This window comes from Solirubrobacter ginsenosidimutans (assembly GCF_027587205.1).
Map to the genome: position 1 here is coordinate 1 of NZ_JAPDOD010000093.1, position 17565 is coordinate 17565.

Annotated in this window: 19 protein-coding genes and 1 pseudogene; 18 read left to right on the forward strand and 2 right to left on the reverse strand. The window is 70.9% G+C overall.

The features are described 5' to 3' along the window. The 9 genes from OM076_RS43350 to OM076_RS43390 form a co-directional block, all read left to right on the forward strand. On the forward strand, positions 1–1696 hold a 1696-nt coding region (locus OM076_RS43350; RefSeq protein WP_270046456.1), incomplete at its 5' end, for an AAA family ATPase. A gap of 33 nt (positions 1697–1729) precedes the next feature. After that, the gene (locus OM076_RS43355) at positions 1730–4483 is read left to right on the forward strand and encodes an ATP-binding protein (RefSeq protein WP_270046457.1); all 2754 of its coding nucleotides are present in this window, start codon (positions 1730–1732) and stop codon (positions 4481–4483) included. Positions 4484–4528: 45 nt separating this feature from the next. After that, positions 4529–5221: a hypothetical protein gene (locus OM076_RS43360; RefSeq protein ID WP_270046458.1), complete on the forward strand. Its 693-nt coding sequence runs from the start codon at positions 4529–4531 to the stop codon at positions 5219–5221. Positions 5222–5230: 9 nt separating this feature from the next. After that, positions 5231–5635 carry a hypothetical protein gene (locus tag OM076_RS43365; protein WP_270046459.1) on the forward strand — a complete coding sequence of 135 codons (405 nt, stop codon included), beginning with the start codon at positions 5231–5233 and terminating at the stop codon, positions 5633–5635. Continuing rightward, on the forward strand, positions 5632–5994 hold the full coding sequence (locus tag OM076_RS43370) for a glyoxalase superfamily protein (RefSeq protein ID WP_270046460.1): 363 nt from the start codon (positions 5632–5634) through the stop codon (positions 5992–5994). Before OM076_RS43365 ends, OM076_RS43370 begins: the two co-directional genes overlap by 4 nt. Then, complete coding sequence (locus tag OM076_RS43375) at positions 5995–6843, forward strand: class I SAM-dependent methyltransferase (RefSeq protein ID WP_270046461.1); 849 nt, start codon at positions 5995–5997, stop codon at positions 6841–6843. 248 nt (positions 6844–7091) lie between these two features. Next, entirely contained in the window at positions 7092–8090 is a 999-nt protein-coding gene (gene ftsY, locus OM076_RS43380) for a signal recognition particle-docking protein FtsY (protein ID WP_270046462.1), read from the forward strand. 37 nt (positions 8091–8127) lie between these two features. Further along, the gene (locus OM076_RS43385) at positions 8128–8556 is read left to right on the forward strand and encodes an NfeD family protein (RefSeq protein ID WP_270046463.1); all 429 of its coding nucleotides are present in this window, start codon (positions 8128–8130) and stop codon (positions 8554–8556) included. Positions 8557–8566: 10 nt separating this feature from the next. Beyond that, complete coding sequence (locus OM076_RS43390; protein WP_270046464.1) at positions 8567–9631, forward strand: SPFH domain-containing protein; 1065 nt, start codon at positions 8567–8569, stop codon at positions 9629–9631. On the opposite strand, the gene OM076_RS43395 is transcribed toward OM076_RS43390, so the two are convergent. Beyond that, the gene (locus OM076_RS43395) at positions 9628–10200 is read right to left on the reverse strand and encodes a TetR/AcrR family transcriptional regulator (RefSeq protein ID WP_270046465.1); all 573 of its coding nucleotides are present in this window, start codon (positions 10198–10200) and stop codon (positions 9628–9630) included. The two genes, OM076_RS43390 and OM076_RS43395, sit on opposite strands and share 4 nt — an antisense overlap. Before the next feature lie 370 nt (positions 10201–10570). Then, positions 10571–11974 (reverse strand): Si-specific NAD(P)(+) transhydrogenase, encoded by a 1404-nt coding sequence (sthA, locus tag OM076_RS43400; RefSeq protein WP_270046466.1) that lies wholly within the window; start codon positions 11972–11974, stop codon positions 10571–10573. A gap of 63 nt (positions 11975–12037) precedes the next feature. On the opposite strand from sthA, the gene ffh reads away from it, so the two are divergent. The 9 genes and pseudogenes from ffh (at position 12038) to OM076_RS43445 (ending at position 17390) form a co-directional block, all read left to right on the forward strand. Then, a complete protein-coding gene (gene ffh, locus OM076_RS43405) occupies positions 12038–13369 on the forward strand; it encodes a signal recognition particle protein (RefSeq protein ID WP_270046467.1) in 1332 nt (443 codons plus the stop codon). A gap of 84 nt (positions 13370–13453) precedes the next feature. After that, positions 13454–13708 carry a 30S ribosomal protein S16 gene (rpsP, locus tag OM076_RS43410; RefSeq protein WP_308214372.1) on the forward strand — a complete coding sequence of 85 codons (255 nt, stop codon included), beginning with the start codon at positions 13454–13456 and terminating at the stop codon, positions 13706–13708. A 6-nt stretch (positions 13709–13714) separates the two neighbouring features. Continuing rightward, on the forward strand, positions 13715–13948 hold the full coding sequence (locus OM076_RS43415; RefSeq protein WP_270046469.1) for a KH domain-containing protein: 234 nt from the start codon (positions 13715–13717) through the stop codon (positions 13946–13948). Further along, on the forward strand, positions 13860–14426 hold the full coding sequence (gene rimM, locus OM076_RS43420; RefSeq protein WP_270046470.1) for a ribosome maturation factor RimM: 567 nt from the start codon (positions 13860–13862) through the stop codon (positions 14424–14426). Before OM076_RS43415 ends, rimM begins: the two co-directional genes overlap by 89 nt. Then, positions 14416–15099 carry a tRNA (guanosine(37)-N1)-methyltransferase TrmD gene (trmD, locus tag OM076_RS43425; RefSeq protein ID WP_270046471.1) on the forward strand — a complete coding sequence of 228 codons (684 nt, stop codon included), beginning with the start codon at positions 14416–14418 and terminating at the stop codon, positions 15097–15099. Before rimM ends, trmD begins: the two co-directional genes overlap by 11 nt. Before the next feature lie 45 nt (positions 15100–15144). Then, positions 15145–15495, forward strand: a pseudogene (rplS, locus tag OM076_RS43430) (50S ribosomal protein L19); the annotation flags it as partial. 193 nt (positions 15496–15688) lie between these two features. After that, positions 15689–16306: a signal peptidase I gene (lepB, locus tag OM076_RS43435; RefSeq protein WP_270046472.1), complete on the forward strand. Its 618-nt coding sequence runs from the start codon at positions 15689–15691 to the stop codon at positions 16304–16306. Next, positions 16200–16943, forward strand: coding sequence for a ribonuclease HII (gene rnhB / locus OM076_RS43440; RefSeq protein ID WP_270046473.1), 744 nt, complete (start codon positions 16200–16202; stop codon positions 16941–16943). Before lepB ends, rnhB begins: the two co-directional genes overlap by 107 nt. A gap of 81 nt (positions 16944–17024) precedes the next feature. Beyond that, positions 17025–17390 carry a YraN family protein gene (locus tag OM076_RS43445; protein ID WP_270046474.1) on the forward strand — a complete coding sequence of 122 codons (366 nt, stop codon included), beginning with the start codon at positions 17025–17027 and terminating at the stop codon, positions 17388–17390. The last annotated feature ends 175 nt before the right edge of the window (positions 17391–17565 follow it).

The window sequence follows — 17565 nt, forward strand, 5'->3', positions numbered from 1 at the left end:
CGCTCCACCCGCCCCCGGTGCCGAACTCCTCACCACCCACGTTCGCGCCACCGGCGACGAGGCCGCCCAGCGGCTCGCCGCCGCCGTGCTCCACGACGTGTGGATCGTCGAATCGGTCGACGGGCTCGACCCGCACTTCAGCGGCGTCGCCGTCACGAAGGACGGGCGCGTCTGGTCGCCCACCACCCGCGAGCTGCGGCAGGTCTCGCCCGGCGGCGCCGACCGTGTGCTCGCCGAGCGCAACCGGCGCGACGCGCTGGTCAAGCAGGTCGACACCGCGGCGCAGGCCGAGCGCGCCGCGCTCGCCGAGGTCGAGCGGGCGCAGGCCAAGGTCGCCGAGGCCGACGCCGCTCGCGACGCCATCGACCGCGAGGCGCGCGCCGCCGCCCGCGCCCGCGACGAGGCCGCCGAGGCCGAACGGCACGCGCGCTGGGTTATCCAGCAGCGGCGTTCCGCGCCCGACGAGGGGCCGAGCGCCGAGCGGCGGGCGCAGATCGAGTCCGCGATCAAGACCGAGCAGCGCCTCGCCGAGCGCGCCGAACGCGAGCGCCAGGAGCGGGCGCGGCGGCTCGAGCACGAGCGTCGGCGGCTCGCGCGCGACGAGGCCTTGAAGCCCGTCGCCGACCGGCTGGCCCAGGCGCTGCGCAACACCGGCGAGGTCATCCGCACCCGCGTCGAGGTGCTCGAGGCCGAGTTGGCCGCCGATCGTGCCGCGGGCGACAAGCTCACCTCCGAGCTGCGCGAGTGCGCCGCGGAGGAGTCGCGCGTCCACGCTCGCCTCAAGCAGCGCGGCGAGGAGGTCACCCGTGGCGAGGTCAAGGCGCAGCAGACCCGCGACCAGGCGACCGCCGCCAACGCCGAGCTCGATCGGCTCGCGACCAAGCTCGGGCTCGAGCCGGAGCCGAGCGAGGAGCCGCTGCCCCAGCAGGAGCGCGCGACCCTCGACACCCGCATCGAGCGCCTGATGCGGCGCCGCGATCAGCTCGGCCCCGTCAACCCGCTCGCGCAGGACGAGTACAAGGAAGCCCTCGAGCACGTCGAGGAGCTCGAACGCCAGCGCCAGGACCTCGAGACCGCGCTGAGAGAGCTCGCCCAGCTCATCCGCGACACCGATCGCCGGATCAAGGAGGCGTTCGAGGAGACGTTCGCTGCAGCGGCCAAGAACTTCGAAGAGGTCGTGCAACACCTCTTCCCGGGCGGACGCGGCAACCTCCGGCTCGTGCGCGAGGACGCCGGCCCGCGCCCCGTGCTCGGTGGCGCCGAGCCCGAGGAGGCCACAAACCAGGAGCCGGACGACGAGGAGAACGCCGGCGACGGCCCCGACGACAAGCTGGGCGTCGAGATCGAGATCACGCCCGCGGGCAAGTCGACCAAGCGCCTGACGTTGCTCTCCGGCGGCGAGAAGTCGATGACCGCGCTCGCGTTCCTCTTCGCGGTCTTCCTCGCCCGCCCGTGCCCGTTCTACATCCTCGACGAGGTCGAGGCCGCGCTCGACGACCTCAACATCGACCGCTTCCTGAAGGTCCTGCGCTCCTTCTCCGGCCGCGCGCAGTTCATCGTCGTCACCCACCAGAAGCGCACGATGGAGGCGGCCGACAGCCTCTACGGCGTGTCGATGGCCGGAAACGGCGTCTCGAAGGTCATCTCGCGCAAGCTCCCGCGGGTCGTCGAGCCCGTCGACGAAGCCGCGGCGTAGCCGGCACTCATCTGCGCGCGGTTGAATGCGCGCGTGGAGCCGGTCACGATCCGGCTGTGCGGGCCGCTCGAGTTGCGGGTCGGCGAACGACGGCTCGAAGCGGAGCTTCCCAGTCGCCAGGGACGGATGGCGTTCGCCTATCTGGCCCTGCATCGCGACCGCGAGACCTCGCGCGACGAGCTGATCGACGCGCTCTGGCCCGAGCCGTCGAACTCGCAGGCCCTGCTCACCGCGCTCCTCTCGCGGCTCAGGCACGCGCTTCCGCCAGGCATGCTGCACGGCCGCGCGCGGCTCAGCCTCGAGCTCGGCGAGGCGCCATGGGTCGACGTCGAGGCCGCCGCCGCGGCCCCGGCCGCCGCCGAGCGCTCGCTCGCCCGCGGGGACCCGGCCACCGCGCTGCGCACCGCAAGCGCCACCCTGGAGATCCTGCGCCACCCGCTCCTGCCCGGCGTCGAGCGCGACTGGCTGGACGCGCCCCGCCGCGAGCTGGATGAGGCCGCAGCGGCCCTCCTCGAACTCGAGGGCCGGGCAGCGCTCGCCCTCGGCGACGGCCTGCGCGCGGAGGCGGCGGCGCGACGGCTCGTCGACCGCGAGCCCTACCGCGAGTCCGGGCACGCGCTGCTGATCGAGTGCCACGCCGCCCGCGGCGAGATCTCGAAGGCCCTCAACGCCTACGACGCGCTGCGCACGCGGCTGCGCGAGGAGCTCGGGACCGTGCCGGGCCCGCGGCTGCGAGCGCTGGGCGAGCGGCTGCTGCGCGAGGAGGTCGACCCGCATCCGCTGCCGCGGCCCGCGACACCGCTGGTCGGCCGCGACGCCGACGTCGCGCGGGTGGTGGAACGCCTGAAGGACCCAGCGACCCGCATCCTCACCCTGCTCGGTCCGGGCGGCGTCGGCAAGACGCGGCTCGCGCTCGAGGCCGCCGAGCGCGTCGCCGCATCCTTCCGCGACGGGGTGCGCGTGGCCTGGCTGGACCCGGTCGCGGAACCTGCGTACGTCCAGGCGACGCTCGCCCGCGCGGTCGGCGGCGAGGCCGGCCAGGATCCGGCGCACCTGCTGTCTGACGCGCGGCTCCTGCTCGTCGCCGACAACTTCGAGCACGTGATCGAGGCGGCACCGGGGCTCGCCGCCATCGCGGAAGGCTGCCCGGGTGTGACCGTGCTGGTCACCAGCCGCGAGCGGCTGCGGCTCCGCGCCGAGCGTCTCTTCCACGTTGAGCCGCTCGGCGCGGACGCGGTCACGCTGTTCGCCGAACGGGCGCAAGCGCTGGATGCGGACTTCCAGGTCACACCCGCCGTCGCCGGTCTGTGCGCGCAGCTCGATGGGCTCCCGCTCGCCATCGAGCTCGCCGCCGCCTGGACGAGCTCGTATCCGGTCGAGGAGATCGCGCGCCGGCACCGCGAGCTGCTGGGGCGCGCGGACGCCGCCGCGCGCGACCTCCCGCCGCGCCAGCGGACGCTGCACGCCACGCTCGAGTGGAGCCTGAACCGCCTGTCCGCGGCCGAGCGCGAGGCGTTCGTCGCATTCGCCGTCTTCAACGGGGGCGCCCCGGTCGCGTCCGCCGAAGCGGTGATCGGCGGCCGGCTCGAACCCCTCGTCGCCAAGAGCCTGGTGCGCTGCCGCGGCGGGCGCGCGGCCATGCTCACCACCCTGCGCGAGTACGCAGCGCCCGCGATCGGGGACGCGATCCGTCGCCGTCATGCCCAGTGGTGTCTCGAACTCGCCCGCGAGCACGGCCCGGGGATGCTCAGCTTCGAGGCCGCGCCGGAGCAGGCGCTGGAGCGCGAGCTCGGCAACCTGCGTGCCGCGCTCGTCTGGAGCGCGATGCACGCCCCGCGGCTTCACGCCGACCTGTGCGCCGAGCTCCGGCGCTTCTGGTGGGGCTCGGGTCGGGCGGACGAAGGACTGCGCGAGCTCGACCGCGCTCGTCCGGCGACACCCGCCGCCCGCGCGGCACTGCTGCACGGCCGCGCCGTGCTCAGCCCGTTCGGCTCCCCGGAGCGCCGCCGCGATGCCGAGGCGGCGATCCACGCGTTCGCGGCGCTCGGTGACCGGCCCGGCGAGATCGAGGCGACGTTCGCGCTGATCGAGGCGGAGCTCAACGACGGGGAATGGGAGCGTGCCGAGCGGCTCGGACAACGCGCGCTCGTGCTCGCGGGCGATGACCCCCTCTGGCGCGGGCGAGCCCTGTCGTTCGTCACCTTCGCGTCCGGCGCGATCGCGCGGGCGCGGGAGACGATCGACGAGTCGGTCCGCTGCCTTAGCGCCGCGGGTGCAACGGTCGAGGTGGCGATGATCCTCTCGAGCGTCGCGTTCCTGGCGATCCGCGACGAGGCCTACGACGAGGCCGCCGAGCTGCTCGACGAGGCTCTGGACGCCGCGCGGGCGGGTGGCGCCGGCGCCCATCGGATCGCCCAGATCCGCGGTAACCAGGGGCTCGTAGCGCTCTTCACCGGACGCCACGCCGCGGCCGAGCGGGCGTTTCGCGACGAGCTCGAGCACGGTCGCGAAGGCCGCTTCCGCAACGTGCTCCCGGAAGGGTTGCTCGGCCTCGCCGGCGTCGCCGCGGCGATGGGGGAGCACCTGCGCTCGGCACGCCTCGCGGGTGCCGCCGAAGCCTGCACCACGGCGGCGATCTTCGCCGTCGACGAACTGGTGCTCGAGCGCGTGCGCAAGCGTTTCCTGGTGCCCGCGTGCGCCGCGTTCGGGGACGCGCGCTGGCGACGGGCGGAGCGTGCCGGGGCGTCGCTCAGCCCGCGCGAGGCAGTGACCGAGGCGCTCGCGTAGCCGGTTTGCAAGGTCGCTCCAACGTCGGCGCGAGAGCGTGCGGGCATGTCCATTCTCAACCTCCGCCGCGCGGGTCTGGCCGTCGCCGCGGTTGCCGTCTCACTCGCCGTCGCCGCGCCCGCGGGCGCGAACGGCGGCCCCGTCCTGCCGCCCGGCGGACGTCCCTACGGACAGACCTACGGCCAGTGGGAGGTCGACTGGTGGCAGTGGGTCCTGGCCCAGCCCGCCGACCGCAACCCGGTCACCGACACGACCGGCGCCGCGTGCGCCGCCGGCCAGCCGCGCGGTCCGGTGTGGTTCCTCGCCGGGACGTTCGGCGGCGCCCCCGTGACGCGCACCTGCCGCGTCCCGTCCGGACGCGCGCTGCTCTTCCCCGTTGCCAACAACGGCTACTTCGGGTTCGTCGACGACCCGCCCGAACAGCGCACGGAGGCCTTCGTGCGCTCGATCACGCGCCAGGTGACCGAGGCGACGAACCTCACCGCCACGATCGACGGTGTCCCGGTGGCGAACATCAAGGCGCGTTACTACACCGAGTCGCCGCTGTTCCGCGTCGTCCTGGGGGCGAACAACCTCCTCGGCGAGCCCGCGGGCTTCGTCCTGGATCCCAGCGGCGACGCCGGCTACTACCTGATCGTGCCGGCGCTCCCACGCGGCCGCCACACGATCCGCTTCACCTCGACGCGGCCCGACACCACGGTCGACGTGAGCTACCGGCTCCGGGTCGACTGCGACTAATCTGGGCACATGGCCGCTGAGCAAGCTCCTGAACAGACGCGCGTCTGGCGCTCGGCGGCCGTGTCGGATTCGTCGGCGGTGGTGGGTTCGCTGGCCGTCGCGTCCTCGGTCGGCGTGGCCGGGTCGCTGGCCGTCGTCGGCGCCGCGGGCGTGGCCGGCTCGGCCGGCGTCGCCGGTGCCTCGGCCGTCAGCGGCAGCGCGGCCGTTGCGGGAAGCAGCGTCGTCATCGGCAGCGCCGGAGTCGCGCTCAGCATCGGCGTGGTCGGCTCCGCGGGGATCGTCGGCGGCATCGCCAACGTCGGCTGCTCCGCCTGTGTGGGCTGCATCGGCTGTGTGAACTGCACCGGCTGTGTGGGGTGCATCGGCTGTTCCGGCCTCACCGGCGCCGTCGGCAGGATCGGCGTGCACAAGTGACGATCCGCCGGGCGATCCCCAACCTGCCCGTCGAGGACCTCACGCAGAGCCGCGAGTTCTACGCCGGCTTCCTCGGCTTCGACGTCGCGATGGACGAGGAAGGCTTCACGATGTTCGCCTCGCCGAGCAACCGGACGGCGCAGATCACGATCGCCGACAAGCACAATCCCGGCCAGGACCGCGGCGTGTCGGAGGCCAACATCAGCGTCGAGGTCGAGGACGTCGACGCGCTGCACGCCGAAGCGGTCCGCCGGGGCCTCGAGATCGTCTATCCGCTGACGGATGAGCCCTGGGGCATCCGCCGGTTCTTCGTCAAGGACCCCGACGGCACGGTGATCAACGTCGCCATGCATCTGTAGATGCTGAGCGGCGTCCCTGAGACCGCGCTCTGGACGCTGTACCACCGGGCGATCGCGGCCCGCAACGGCGTCCTGGACGATCCGAAGGCGATCGAGCTCGTCGAGAGGATCGATCACCCGTTCCAGGAACGCTTCGGCGACGGTGAGCTCGCCGCGTGGCAGGGCCTCCGGGTCAGAGCGTTCGACAACGAGATCCGCCGGTTCATCACCGCGCATCCCGACGCCACTGTGATCGCGCTCGGCGAGGGTCTCGAGACGCAGTTCTGGCGCGTCGACAACGGCCGCGTCCGCTGGGTGACGGTGGATCTCCCGGAGTCGGTCGCACTGCGCCGGCAGCTCCTGCCGCAAACCGAGCGCCAACGGCTCATCGCGGCGTCAGCCCTCGACACCGCCGCCTGGATCGACACCGAGCCAGGGCTGATCACGGCGCAGGGCCTGCTGATGTACCTCGACCGCGACGCGGTCCACGGCCTCCTCAAAGGGCTCCCGCCCGCCGCTCTGCTCTTCGATCTCGTCTCCAAACGCCTCGCCGCCCACAGCGCCAGGCCGCGCAAGAGCGGCTACCAGGCGCCCGCCTGGACGTTCGGCGCCGACCAGCGAGAACTCGACGCGCTTCCCGTCGAAGGCCTCCGGCGCGTCCCGATCCCGCACGGCCGTGGCGCCGTCGCCGGCGTCCTCGTCCCGCTCCTGAACCGGGTCCTGAACCCGATCGGCGTCTACAGCGCGCGAACGATCGCCGCGAGCAGCTCGAGCACGGCGACGCCCGCGACCACGAGCACCGTGGCCAGCAGTGCGAACGCGGCCAGAGCCGTGCGCGACGCCACCCGCGCCACCCGGCGCGACGCATAGCGCGCCTCGGTCGGCAGCCGCCGCTCGGCGGCGAGCATGATCAGCGCGCCGAGCATCCCGGCGCCATACTGCAGGCGCTCGGCCTCCATGACGCGCATGCGGCAGCGCTCGGCCATCTCGCGCGCCTCGCGCCGCTTGCGGACCGCCCGCAACGGGAGCCGCTCGAGACGCTGCTCCCAGTACGTGAGCGATTCACGGGCTTCGAGCAGTGGGGACATCACGGTCAAGGATATCCTCCGCGCGACCTTATGGCCCGCGATTGGTATGACCTCTTCACCCTGGATCACGGCGCCCCCGCCCCGGCGCCCGACGAGCCCGAGCGCGAGGAGAAGCGCCGTGGCTTCTTCCGCCGCATGCGCGAGAACATGCGCAAGACGCGCGAGGCGCTGCAAGCTGAAGTCCAGGCGACGCTGTTCGAGGGCGACCTCGACGAAGCGACCTGGGAGCGCCTCGAGGAAGCGCTGATCTACGCCGACGTCGGCGCGCGGACCACCGCGCAGGTCGTCGAGGAGCTCGAGCGCGAGGCAGAGGAGGGCTCGCTCGTCGGCGGCGAGGCGCTCAGCAACCGCCTGGCCGAGCTGCTGGCCAAGCTCGCCCGCACCGGCGACGACAAGATCGATCTGCGCCCCGATCCGACGGTGATCCTCGTCGTCGGCGTCAACGGCACCGGCAAGACGACCACGATCGGCAAGCTCGCGTGGCACCTGCGCAACACGCTCGACCGCAAGGTCGTGATCGGCGCGGCGGACACGTTCCGCGCCGCCGCCGTCGAGCAGTTGGAGCGCTGGGGCGAGCGGGCCGGCGTCGACGTCGTCAAGGGCCCGGAGGGCTCCGATCCCGGCGCGGTCGCCTTCGACGCGATCGCCCGCGGGCGCGAGCGCGGCGCCGACGTGATCATCATCGACACCGCCGGCCGCCTGCACACGCAGACGAACCTGATGGAGGAGCTGGCGAAGGTCCGCCGCGTCATCACCAAGCAGATGCCGGACGCCCCGCACGAGACGCTGATGACCGTCGACGCGACCACGGGGCAGAACGGCGTCCGCCAGGCGAAGCTCTTCGGCGAGGCCGTCGGCGTCACGGGGATCATCCTCACCAAGCTCGACGGGACGGCCAAGGGAGGCATTGCCCTCGCGATCGCCAACGAGCTCGGGATCCCCGTCAAGCTGATCGGCATCGGCGAGCAGCTCGAGGACCTGCGCCCCTTCGACGCCGACGATTTCGCGAAGGCCCTTCTGACTGCGTAACTGCCGCCTCTCCAGCGGATACGATCGGGGTTACGACATGAGCTCCTGGGTCCTCTGGGCGATCGCGGCAGTGGTTCTCGCACTCGGCGAGATGGCGACCATGGGCTTGTTTCTGGCCCCGTTCGCGGGTGGCGCGGCCGTTGCGGCGATCGTGGCCGCGGCGGGCGGCGGCGCGACCGTCGAGTGGGCGTCGTTCCTCGTCGTCTCCGTGGTCCTGCTGGCGGCCCTGCGCCCGATCGCCCGCGATCACCAGCGCATCAGACCCAGGAGGATGGGAACCGCGGCGCTCGTCGGACAGAGCGCGACCGTCGTCGAGCGCATCGCCAACGCCGAGGGCGTCGGATGTGTGAAGCTCGACGGCGAGATCTGGACCGCTCGCGCCTACGACGACGACGAAGTCATCGAACCGGGGACGAAGGTCCACGTGCTCGAGATCCGGGGCGCCACGGCGCTCGTGAGCCAGTGAGGGAGACCGCATGACCGCAGGTTTGATCGTCCTGATCGTCCTGGCGCTGTTCGTGTTCATAACCGCGGCCGCAGGGGTGCGGATCGTGCCGCAGGCACGGGCCGGCGTGGTCGAGCGTCTCGGACGCTATTCCCGCACGCTCGAGCCCGGGCTGACACTGATCGTGCCCTACATCGACCGCGTCAAGCCGCTGATCGATCTCCGCGAGCAGGTCGTGACGTTCCCGCCGCAGCCGGTGATCACGGAGGACAACCTCGTCGTCGGCATCGACACCGTCATCTACTTCACGGTCACCGATCCCCGCGCCGCGACCTATGAGGTCGCCAACCCGCTGCAGGCGATCGAGCAGCTGACCGTCACCACGCTGCGCAACGTGATCGGCGGCATGACGCTCGAGGAGACGCTGACCTCGCGCGACAACATCAACAGCCAGCTGCGCGCGGTGCTCGACGAGGCCACCGGCCGCTGGGGCATCCGGGTCAACCGCGTCGAGCTGAAGTCGGTCGAGCCGCCGCGGACCGTCCAGGAGGCGATGGAGAAGCAGATGCGCGCCGAGCGCGACCGCCGCGCGACGATCCTCACCGCCGAGGGCCAGCGCACGTCGGCGATCCTCCAGGCCGAGGGTGAGAAGCAGTCCGCCGTCCTGCGCGCCGAGGGTCAGCGCACCTCCGCGATCCTCAGGGCCGAGGGCGAGGCGAAGGCGATCGAGACGGTTTTCAGCGCCATCCACGACGGCGCGCCCGACCAGGCGCTGCTCTCCTACCAGTACCTGCAGATGCTGCCGCAGCTCGCGCAGGGCAGTGCGAACAAGGTCTTCGTGATCCCGTCGGAGTACTCGCAGGCGCTGTCGGCGCTGACCTCGCGCTTCGTCGAGGGCGCGCCCGAGCACAGCGCGCCGAAGCCACGCCCGTCGCGCACCAACGACGAGATCGACGCCCGCGCCGCGGCCGACGCCGAGGAGGCGGCTCGCGCCGCGCGCGAGGCGAGCCAGCAGGCCGAGAGCGCGACCGACCCGCTCGGCGGCGCCGTGCCCCCGCGTGCGATCACGCCCCCTCCGCCTCCCCCGGAGGCCTAGCGCGCCCGCAAGCCGTCGAGCGCGATCGCGAGCACGCGGTCGCGCTGCTCGTCGCTCGTGTACTTGGAGCCGACGATGCCGGAGATCATGCGCAGGACGTCGTCGAAGCCGACGTCCGCGCGGATCGCCCCGGCCTCCTGCGCGCGCTTGAAGAGCGGCTCGCTGGCCTCGAACATCGCCGCGCGGCAGGCGGAGAACATCTCCGAGTCGTTGTTGAGCGCTTCCTTCATCGCCATCTTCGTGGCGATGTAGCCGGTGAACCGCTCCAACCAGGCCGAGAACGCGTCCATCGGCGGCAGGTCCTGCAGGTCGCGCGCCTGGATGCACAGTTCCTCGACGCCGCCCACGTAGACCGACGTGAACAGGTCCTGGCGGGTGGGGAAGTTCCGGTAGAGCGTGCCGATCCCGACATTCGCCCGCCGCGCGATGTCCTCAAGCGACGCGTCCGTGCCGTTCTCCGCGAACGCGTCGCGCGCGGCGGCGATCAGCGCGTCGAAGTTGCGACGCGCATCGGCCCGCTGCGGGCGGCGGACGGTGAGGGGGAGGCTGAAGTCGGTGGGGGCGGACATGGTGCTCGGTTCGGGTTCGTACTGGAGGATAGCCTCCGCTATAGTGGAGGCACGCCTCCGGATTTGTGGAGGCAGACCTCCAGTTTATCCCTCCCGACCGAAAGACGAACGCCATTCTCACGCGTGACTCCTCCCAGAGCAGCGGCCGCCGTCGCGGCGCTGCCCCGGTCGACCGCCGGAACCGGCCCTCGAGCCGGCCCGTCCGCACCCTGCGCGACCGCGCGGACGCGGCGATCATCAGCCAATGGCTCAGCGAGCAGGCGACGACGCCCGCCCGCACGCCCAAGACGGCCGCTGCGGCCTGAACTTCCTCCCATCTCTCTCCCCTTGATCGAGGGCGGCCACCAGGCCGCCCTCCGTCGTTTAAGGGTCACTCGCCGAAGGCCTTCATCGCCTTGATGCGGTTGTCGGCGTCCAGCGCCGCGACCTTGTAGGACTCGGCGAACGTCGGGTAGTTGAAGACCGCGGTGACGAGGAAGTCGAGCCCGCCGGCTCCCGCAGCCATCACGGCCTGGCCGATGTGCACGAGATCGGTCGCGCTCGTGCCGAGCACATGCACACCGAGCACCGATCGGTCCTCGGGCGAGACCAGGAGCTTGAGGATCCCATCGCGATCGCCGGAGATCACGCCGCGCGCGAGCTCGCTGAAGCGCGCCATGCCGGCCACGTAGGGGACCGCGTCGTCGGTCAGCTGCTCCTCGGTGCGACCCACCATCGCCAGCTCGGGGATCGCGTACACGCCGTACGGGATCAGCTGCGGCAGCTGGGTCACCGGCTGGTCGAACGCGTTCAGGACCGCGATCCGGCCCTGCTCCATCGCGGTCGCCGCGAGCCCGGCGCCACCCGCCACGTCACCCACCGCGAAGATGTGGGGGACGGCGGTGCGGTAGGCGGAGTCGACCTTGATCCGCCCGCGCTTGTCGCATTCGAGCCCGGTCGCGCCGAGGCCGAGCTTGTCCGTGTCGCCCTGGCGGCCGGTCGCGTACAGCACCGCCTCGGACACGATCTCCTTGCCGGAGGCGAGCTTGAGCCGCGCGCCGCGGCCCTTGAGGGCCTCGACGGCGTCCACCTTCTCGCGCAGGCGGAACGTCACGTTGCGGCGGCGCAGCAGGTACTGGAACGCCTCGCCGATCTCGGTGTCGAGGAAGGAGAGCACCCGGTCGCGCTGGTCGACGACGGTCACCTTCGTCCCCAGCGCGCCGAACATCGACGCGTACTCGACCCCGATCACGCCCGCGCCGACCACGGTCATGGTCCGCGGGACGCGCGACTCGAGCTTCAGGAGCCCGTCGGAGTCGATGATCGTGCGGTCGTCGAACTCGACGGTCGATGGTCGCGCCGGCCGCGTGCCGGTCGCGATCACGATCCGGGCGGCACGGATCGGGTCGTCGGAGCCGTCGATGCGGACCGTGTGGTCGTCCTCGAAGCACGCGTCGCCGGGCAAGAGGCCGACGTGGTTGCGCCGGAACTGCTCGCGCGTGATCGCGGTCTCCGCGGCGACGACCGCGTTGGCGCGATCGAGCAGTTGCTCCATGGCGGCTCGCTCGGTCTCCTCGACCCGGTTGGGGTCGAGCACGTCGAGCGGGCGGGTGGCGAGTTGCTCCAGGGTCGCCTGGCGCAAGGTTTTCGAAGGGATCGTCCCGGTATGGATCGAGACACCCCCGAGGCGGTTTCGGCGCTCGGCGACGGCGACACGTTTGCCGAGCTTGGCTGCTTGGATGGCGGCCCTTTGACCGCCGGGACCCGAGCCGATTACGAGAAGATCGAGCTCCACGCCTGGAAGTCTCCCTGAACGCGGGCTCTGGGAGCCTGGACCCTGGGTACAGTCTCAAGCCACATGTTCGATTCGCTCTCGGAGAAGCTGCAAGGGACGCTCGCGGGGGTACGCCAGCGCGGCGCCCTGACCGAGGACGACATCAACAAGGCGATGCGCGAGATCCGCCTGGCGCTCCTCGAGGCCGACGTCAACTTCAAGGTCGTCAAGCAGTTCACCTCGTCGGTCAAGGAGCGCGCGCTCGGGATCGAGGTCACCAAGCAGCTCAACCCGGGCCAGCAGGTGGTCAAGATCGTCAACGAGGAGCTCACCTCGTTGATGGGCGGCCAGTCGGCTGGGATCACTTTCTCGCCGCGGCCGCCGACGGTGATCCTGATGGCCGGCCTGCAGGGCTCGGGCAAGACGACCGCGACCGCCAAGCTCGCGAAGCTGCTCAAGGAGCAGAACAACTCCTCCGTGGCCGTCGCCGCCTGCGACGTGTACCGCCCGGCCGCCGTCGAGCAGCTGATCAAGGTCGGCACGCAGGCGGGGGCGACCGTCTACGAGCAGGGCATCGACAAGGACCCGGTCGACATCGCCGGCTGGGCGCTCGACCAGGCCAAGCGCGACGGCAAGGACGTCCTGATCGTCGACACCAGCGGGCGCCTGCACGTCGATCAGGCGCTGATGCAGGAGCTCGCGAACATCAAGAAGCGCGTCAAGCCGCACGTCGTGCTGCTGGTCGTCGACGCGATGACCGGCCAGGACGCGGTCAACGTCGCCGAGCAGTTCGCCGAGACCGCGCAGTTCGACGGCGTGATCCTCTCGAAGCTGGACGGCGATGCCCGCGGCGGCGCCGCATTGAGCGTCAAGGCCGTCACCGGCAAGCCGATCCTGTTCGCCTCCACGGGCGAGAAGCTCGGCGATTTCGAGCGCTTCCACCCCGACCGGATGTCCCAGCGCATCCTCGGTATGGGCGACGTCCTGTCGTTCATCGAGAAGGCCGAGCAGCAGGTCGACGAGGACGAGGCCAAGGAGCTCGAGCGCAAGCTCCGGAAGAACCAGTTCACGCTCGAGGACTTCCTCGATCAGCTCAAGAAGATCCGCCGCATGGGGCCGCTGACGTCCCTGCTCGGGATGATCCCGGGCCTCGCCGGCCATCAGCTGTCGAAGATGAACGTGGACGAGAAGGAGCTCGACCGCGTCGAGGCCATCGTCCTGTCGATGACGCCCTATGAGCGGCGCCATCCCGAGCTGATCAAGGGCTCGCGCCGGCTGCGGATCGCCAAGGGCTCCGGCACGACCGTGCAGCAGGTCAATCAGCTCGTCAAGCAGTTCGAGCAGATGCGCAAGCTGATGAAGGGCATCCAGCAGGGCAAGATGCCCGACCTCGGCCAGCTCATGCGACAAAGATAAGGCGGGACATCCCCACCGCCCCACCCCGATCATCCGACCTGATCGGGGCTCGGCACTCACAGTTCGCTATCCTGCCGCGCCGATATGGCAGTCAGCATGCGACTCACCCGCGTTGGCGGGAAGAAGGACCCCCAGTGGCGGGTGGTCGTCGCCGACCGCCGCTCCCCTCGGGACGGTCGGTTCATCGAGACCCTCGGTCGGTACAACCCACAGACCGAGCCTTCCACCATCGTCCTCAACGAGGAACGAATTCAGTATTGGCTCTCCAAGGGCGCTTCGCCCTCCGAGCCCGTCCAGAAGCTCCTCAAGACCCAGGGCATTCAGCCCGTCAACGGCTAGCGCCACTTGCGCGAGCTGCTCGAGTACCTCGCGAAGGTCCTGGTCGATCACCCCGAAAAGGTGAAGGTCGAGGAGTTCGAAGAGGACGACGGCACGCTCGTGCTCGAGCTCTCAGTGGACGAAGATGACTACGGACAGGTCATCGGACGGGGTGGGCGAACCGCCCAAGCCCTCCGCACGGTCGTCAAGGCCGCCGCAGTCAAGGACAACCGCCGCGTCCTCGTCGACATCGTCGAGTGACGCCCTGCGGGTCGGCCGTGTCGGCCGCCCGCACGGACTCGACGGTTCGTTCTATGTAGTGGAGCCCGACGCGCAGTTGCCCGCGGGCGACGGCGTGGTCATCGTCGAAGGCGTGGCGCGGCGGATCGTCCGCCGCTCCGGCACCACCGAGCGCCCGATCCTGCGCTTCGAGGGCGCCTCCTCGCGTGACGACGCGCTCGCTCTGCGAGGCGCCGAGCTGACCGTCCCGCGCGATGAGACGATGCTCAAAGAGGGCGAGTACTGGGCCTCGGACTTCGAGGGCTGCGCCGTCGTCGACGGCGACGTCTCGGTCGGGTTCGTGCGCCGCATGAGCGCGCTGCCCAGCGTCGAGGTGCTCGAGGTCGACCGCATCGACGGCTCGGAGCTGCTGGTGCCCCTGGTGCGCGACTGCATCCGGTCGATCGACCTCGAGTCGCGCCGGATCGACATCGACATGGCGTTCCTCGGTGAACGCTGACGTCTTCACGCTGTTCCCGCAGTGGTTCGACTGGTTTCGGACGCAGCGCCACGTCGAGAACGCCCTCGCGCAGGGGCACTCGGTCGACACCGTGGACTTCCGCTCCTCGACGCCGCTGAACTGGGGTCAGGTCGACGATGCGCCGTTCGGCGGGGGTGCGGGCATGGTCCTGCGCGTCGATGTCATGGAGGCCGCGCTGCGTGAGCGCTACGGCGTCGATCCCGTCGAGCTGCCGTCGCGGCGCCGCGTGATCGCGCTGACGCCGATCGGCCGCGTGCTCGACGACGCGCTCGCGACCGAGCTGGCCGCCGAGCCCGAGCTCACGCTCTTGTGCGGGCGCTACGAGGGCTTTGACGAGCGCATCCTCGAGCACTTCGTGACCGAGCAGGTCTCGATCGGCCGCTACGTGCTGGCCGGGGGAGAGCTGGCCGCGATGGTCGTGCTCGACGCGGTGCTGCGCAAGCTCCCGGGGGTCCTCGGCGACGATCACTCGGCGATCGAGGAGTCGTTCTCGGACGCCCTGGAGGGCGCACCTGAGTACCCGCACTACACGCGACCCGCGGATTGGCGTGGCTGGGTGGTTCCGGACGTGTTGCTGTCCGGGCATCACGCCCGCGTAGATGAGTGGCGGCGCGAGCAATCACGGAAGCGGGCCGGCGGTCCGCTACCATGATCGACCGCCCGCGAGGCCCATCCCCGCGCGCCTTCCTTTAAGCTTATGAGCACCGTAATCGACTCCCTCGAGCGCACACAGTTGCGCCGCGTCCCGCGCTTTCAAGCCGGAGACCGCGTCAAGGTCCACTTCCAGGTCATCGAGGGCACGCGGCGCCGCACGCAGGTCTTCGAAGGCGTCGTCATCAAGCGCCAGGGCGAAGGCGTCCGTGAAACGTTCACGGTTCGCAAGCAGTCCTTCGGCGTTGGTGTCGAGCGCACGTTCCCCCTCCACTCGCCGAAGATCGAGAAGATCGAGGTCGCCGCTCGCGGTGACGTCCGGCGCGCGAAGCTCTACTACCTGCGAGGCCGCGTCGGCAAGCGCGCCCGCGTCCGTGAGCGTCGCTACACGGGTCCGGAGGAGGTCGTCGAGCGCGGCCTGCTGTACGACCCTGCGGCGGAGGCTGCGGCTGCCGCCGACGCCGAAGTGCCTGGTGAGGCCGTCGACGAGCAAGCGCTCGCCGAGGCCGAAGTCGCTGACACCACGGCGTCCGCGGACGCTGAGGCGGCGGCCACCGGTGACGAGCAAGCAAACTAGGGAGTACAAGGGCGTGGCGACCAAGAAGGGGTCGTCCTCAGCGTCGGGCTCTCTGCTCGAGCTGATCATGATCGTGGCGGTTGCCCTGGGCTTGGCCCTGGGCATCCAGGCCTTCCTGGTGAAGCCGTACCGGATTCCCTCGGAATCGATGGTCCCCACGCTCCAGATCGGCCAGCGCGTGCTGGTCAACCGCATCGGCGCGCGTTTCTCCACGCCTGACGTCGGCGACGTCGTGGTCTTCCACCCGCCCGCCGGCGCCGAGCAGGACAACACGTGCGGGTCGGGCCAGCCACCCGCCGGCCAGCCCTGCGACAAGCCGACGCCCCAACGTGCCGATGTCAACTTCATCAAGCGGATCGTCGCCGGTCCGGGTGACAAACTGCGCCTCGACAACGGCCGCGTGGTGCTGAACGGCAAGCTCCAGAAGGAGCCGTTCGCCAGGCCCTGCGGAGGGGGCGAAGGATGCGATTTCCCGACAGAGATCACGATTCCAGCCGGGATGTACTTCATGATGGGCGACAACCGTGGCTCCTCTGACGACAGCCGCTTCTGGGGACCCGTCCCCGAGAAGTGGATCATCGGCCAAGCCTTCGCGACCTACTGGCCGCCGAAGCGCATCGGCCTCCTCTAAACGCACCTCCGGCAGCCGCCTCTTCCGGTTCGACCGCGGCCTCGGGTACCGGTTCGTCGCCGGTGCCGACGAGGCCGGTCGCGGCTGCCTGGCCGGCCCGCTGGTCGCGGCCGCAGTCTTGTTCGACTACGAGACGCTGACCCTGTCGGACCGGCGCTCTCTGAGCGCGCTCAATGACTCCAAGCAGCACACGATGGAGATGCGCGAGCTGCTGTACCCGCGGGTCCTGCGGGCGGCGGTGCGCGTGTCGATCACGTCGCGCTGCGTGCGCGGCATCGACGAGCGCGGGCTGCACAAGACCAATCTCGCCGCGTTGAGCGACACGCTGCGGCGGGTGGGGGTCGAGGGCGGTATCCACCTCTCCGACGGCTTCCCGGTGCCCGCCACCGGGTTCGAGCAGCGCCATGTCGTGGGCGGCGACGCGACCTCGGCCGCCATCGCCGCCGCGTCCGTGATCGCCAAGGTCACCCGCGATCGCTTCATGCAGCGGATGGAACAGCGCTATCCCGGCTGGGAGTTCGGCGCGCACGTCGGCTACTCCACTCCCGAACACCGGGCCGCGATCTCCAAGCTGGGCGTCTCGCCGCTGCATCGGATGTCATTTCAGTCGATGGCGTACCAACAGCTCGCGTTGTGACTGAATTGGCACACTTCCGGCACTGATTTGTAACACCTACGTGTAGTTCCGTTTCTGGCTCCCCACATAGCGTGGCGGGCCATGACAGACGTCCGGAAAACAGCGGGGAGACGCGGCGAGGAGCTCGCCGCCGAGCACTTCGAACGCCTCGGCTTCGAGGTCCTCGCCCGCAACCACCGGACGCGCTTCGGTGAGCTCGACCTCGTCGCCTACGACGGCCACACCCTCGTCTTCGCCGAGGTCAAGACCCGCCGCTCGGGCGCCCGCGACCCGTGGGAGAACCTCCACGACGTCAAACAGTCCAAGGTCCGCCGGATGGCGATCTCCTGGTTGACCGAAGGTGCAGATCGCCCCTACGGCGCCAACCTGCGCTTCGACGGCGTCGCGGTCCTCCTCGACGCCCACGACGAGCTGATCCGCCTCGACCACCTCGAGGCGGCGTTCTGATGCCTGGCCCAATCTCCGCGATGCCGCCCGGCGCGACACTCCGCGCGGTCCCGGCCGGCGGCGTCGCGCCTGCCCGCGCGGCCTTGGCCCGCCGCGCAGCGCTCGGCGTCTCGTCCCGCGCGACCTCGCCGCGCGGCGGCGCGCCCATCGTGTCGTTGCGCGCGGTCTCGCCGCG

Bases quoted from the DNA above. Each gene is read 5' to 3' on its own strand.
- OM076_RS43360 (WP_270046458.1), top strand. From the start codon at position 4,529: ATGTCCATTCTCAACCTCCGCCGCGCGGGTCTGGCCGTCGCCGCGGTT.
- OM076_RS43365 (WP_270046459.1), top strand. From the start codon at position 5,231: ATGGCCGCTGAGCAAGCTCCTGAACAGACGCGCGTCTGGCGCTCGGCG.
- OM076_RS43375 (WP_270046461.1), top strand. From the start codon at position 5,995: ATGCTGAGCGGCGTCCCTGAGACCGCGCTCTGGACGCTGTACCACCGG.
- ftsY (WP_270046462.1), top strand. From the start codon at position 7,092: ATGGCCCGCGATTGGTATGACCTCTTCACCCTGGATCACGGCGCCCCC.
- OM076_RS43385 (WP_270046463.1), top strand. From the start codon at position 8,128: ATGAGCTCCTGGGTCCTCTGGGCGATCGCGGCAGTGGTTCTCGCACTC.
- OM076_RS43390 (WP_270046464.1), top strand. From the start codon at position 8,567: ATGACCGCAGGTTTGATCGTCCTGATCGTCCTGGCGCTGTTCGTGTTC.
- OM076_RS43395 (WP_270046465.1), bottom strand. From the start codon at position 10,200: ATGTCCGCCCCCACCGACTTCAGCCTCCCCCTCACCGTCCGCCGCCCG.
- ffh (WP_270046467.1), top strand. From the start codon at position 12,038: ATGTTCGATTCGCTCTCGGAGAAGCTGCAAGGGACGCTCGCGGGGGTA.
- rpsP (WP_308214372.1), top strand. From the start codon at position 13,454: ATGGCAGTCAGCATGCGACTCACCCGCGTTGGCGGGAAGAAGGACCCC.
- OM076_RS43445 (WP_270046474.1), top strand. From the start codon at position 17,025: ATGACAGACGTCCGGAAAACAGCGGGGAGACGCGGCGAGGAGCTCGCC.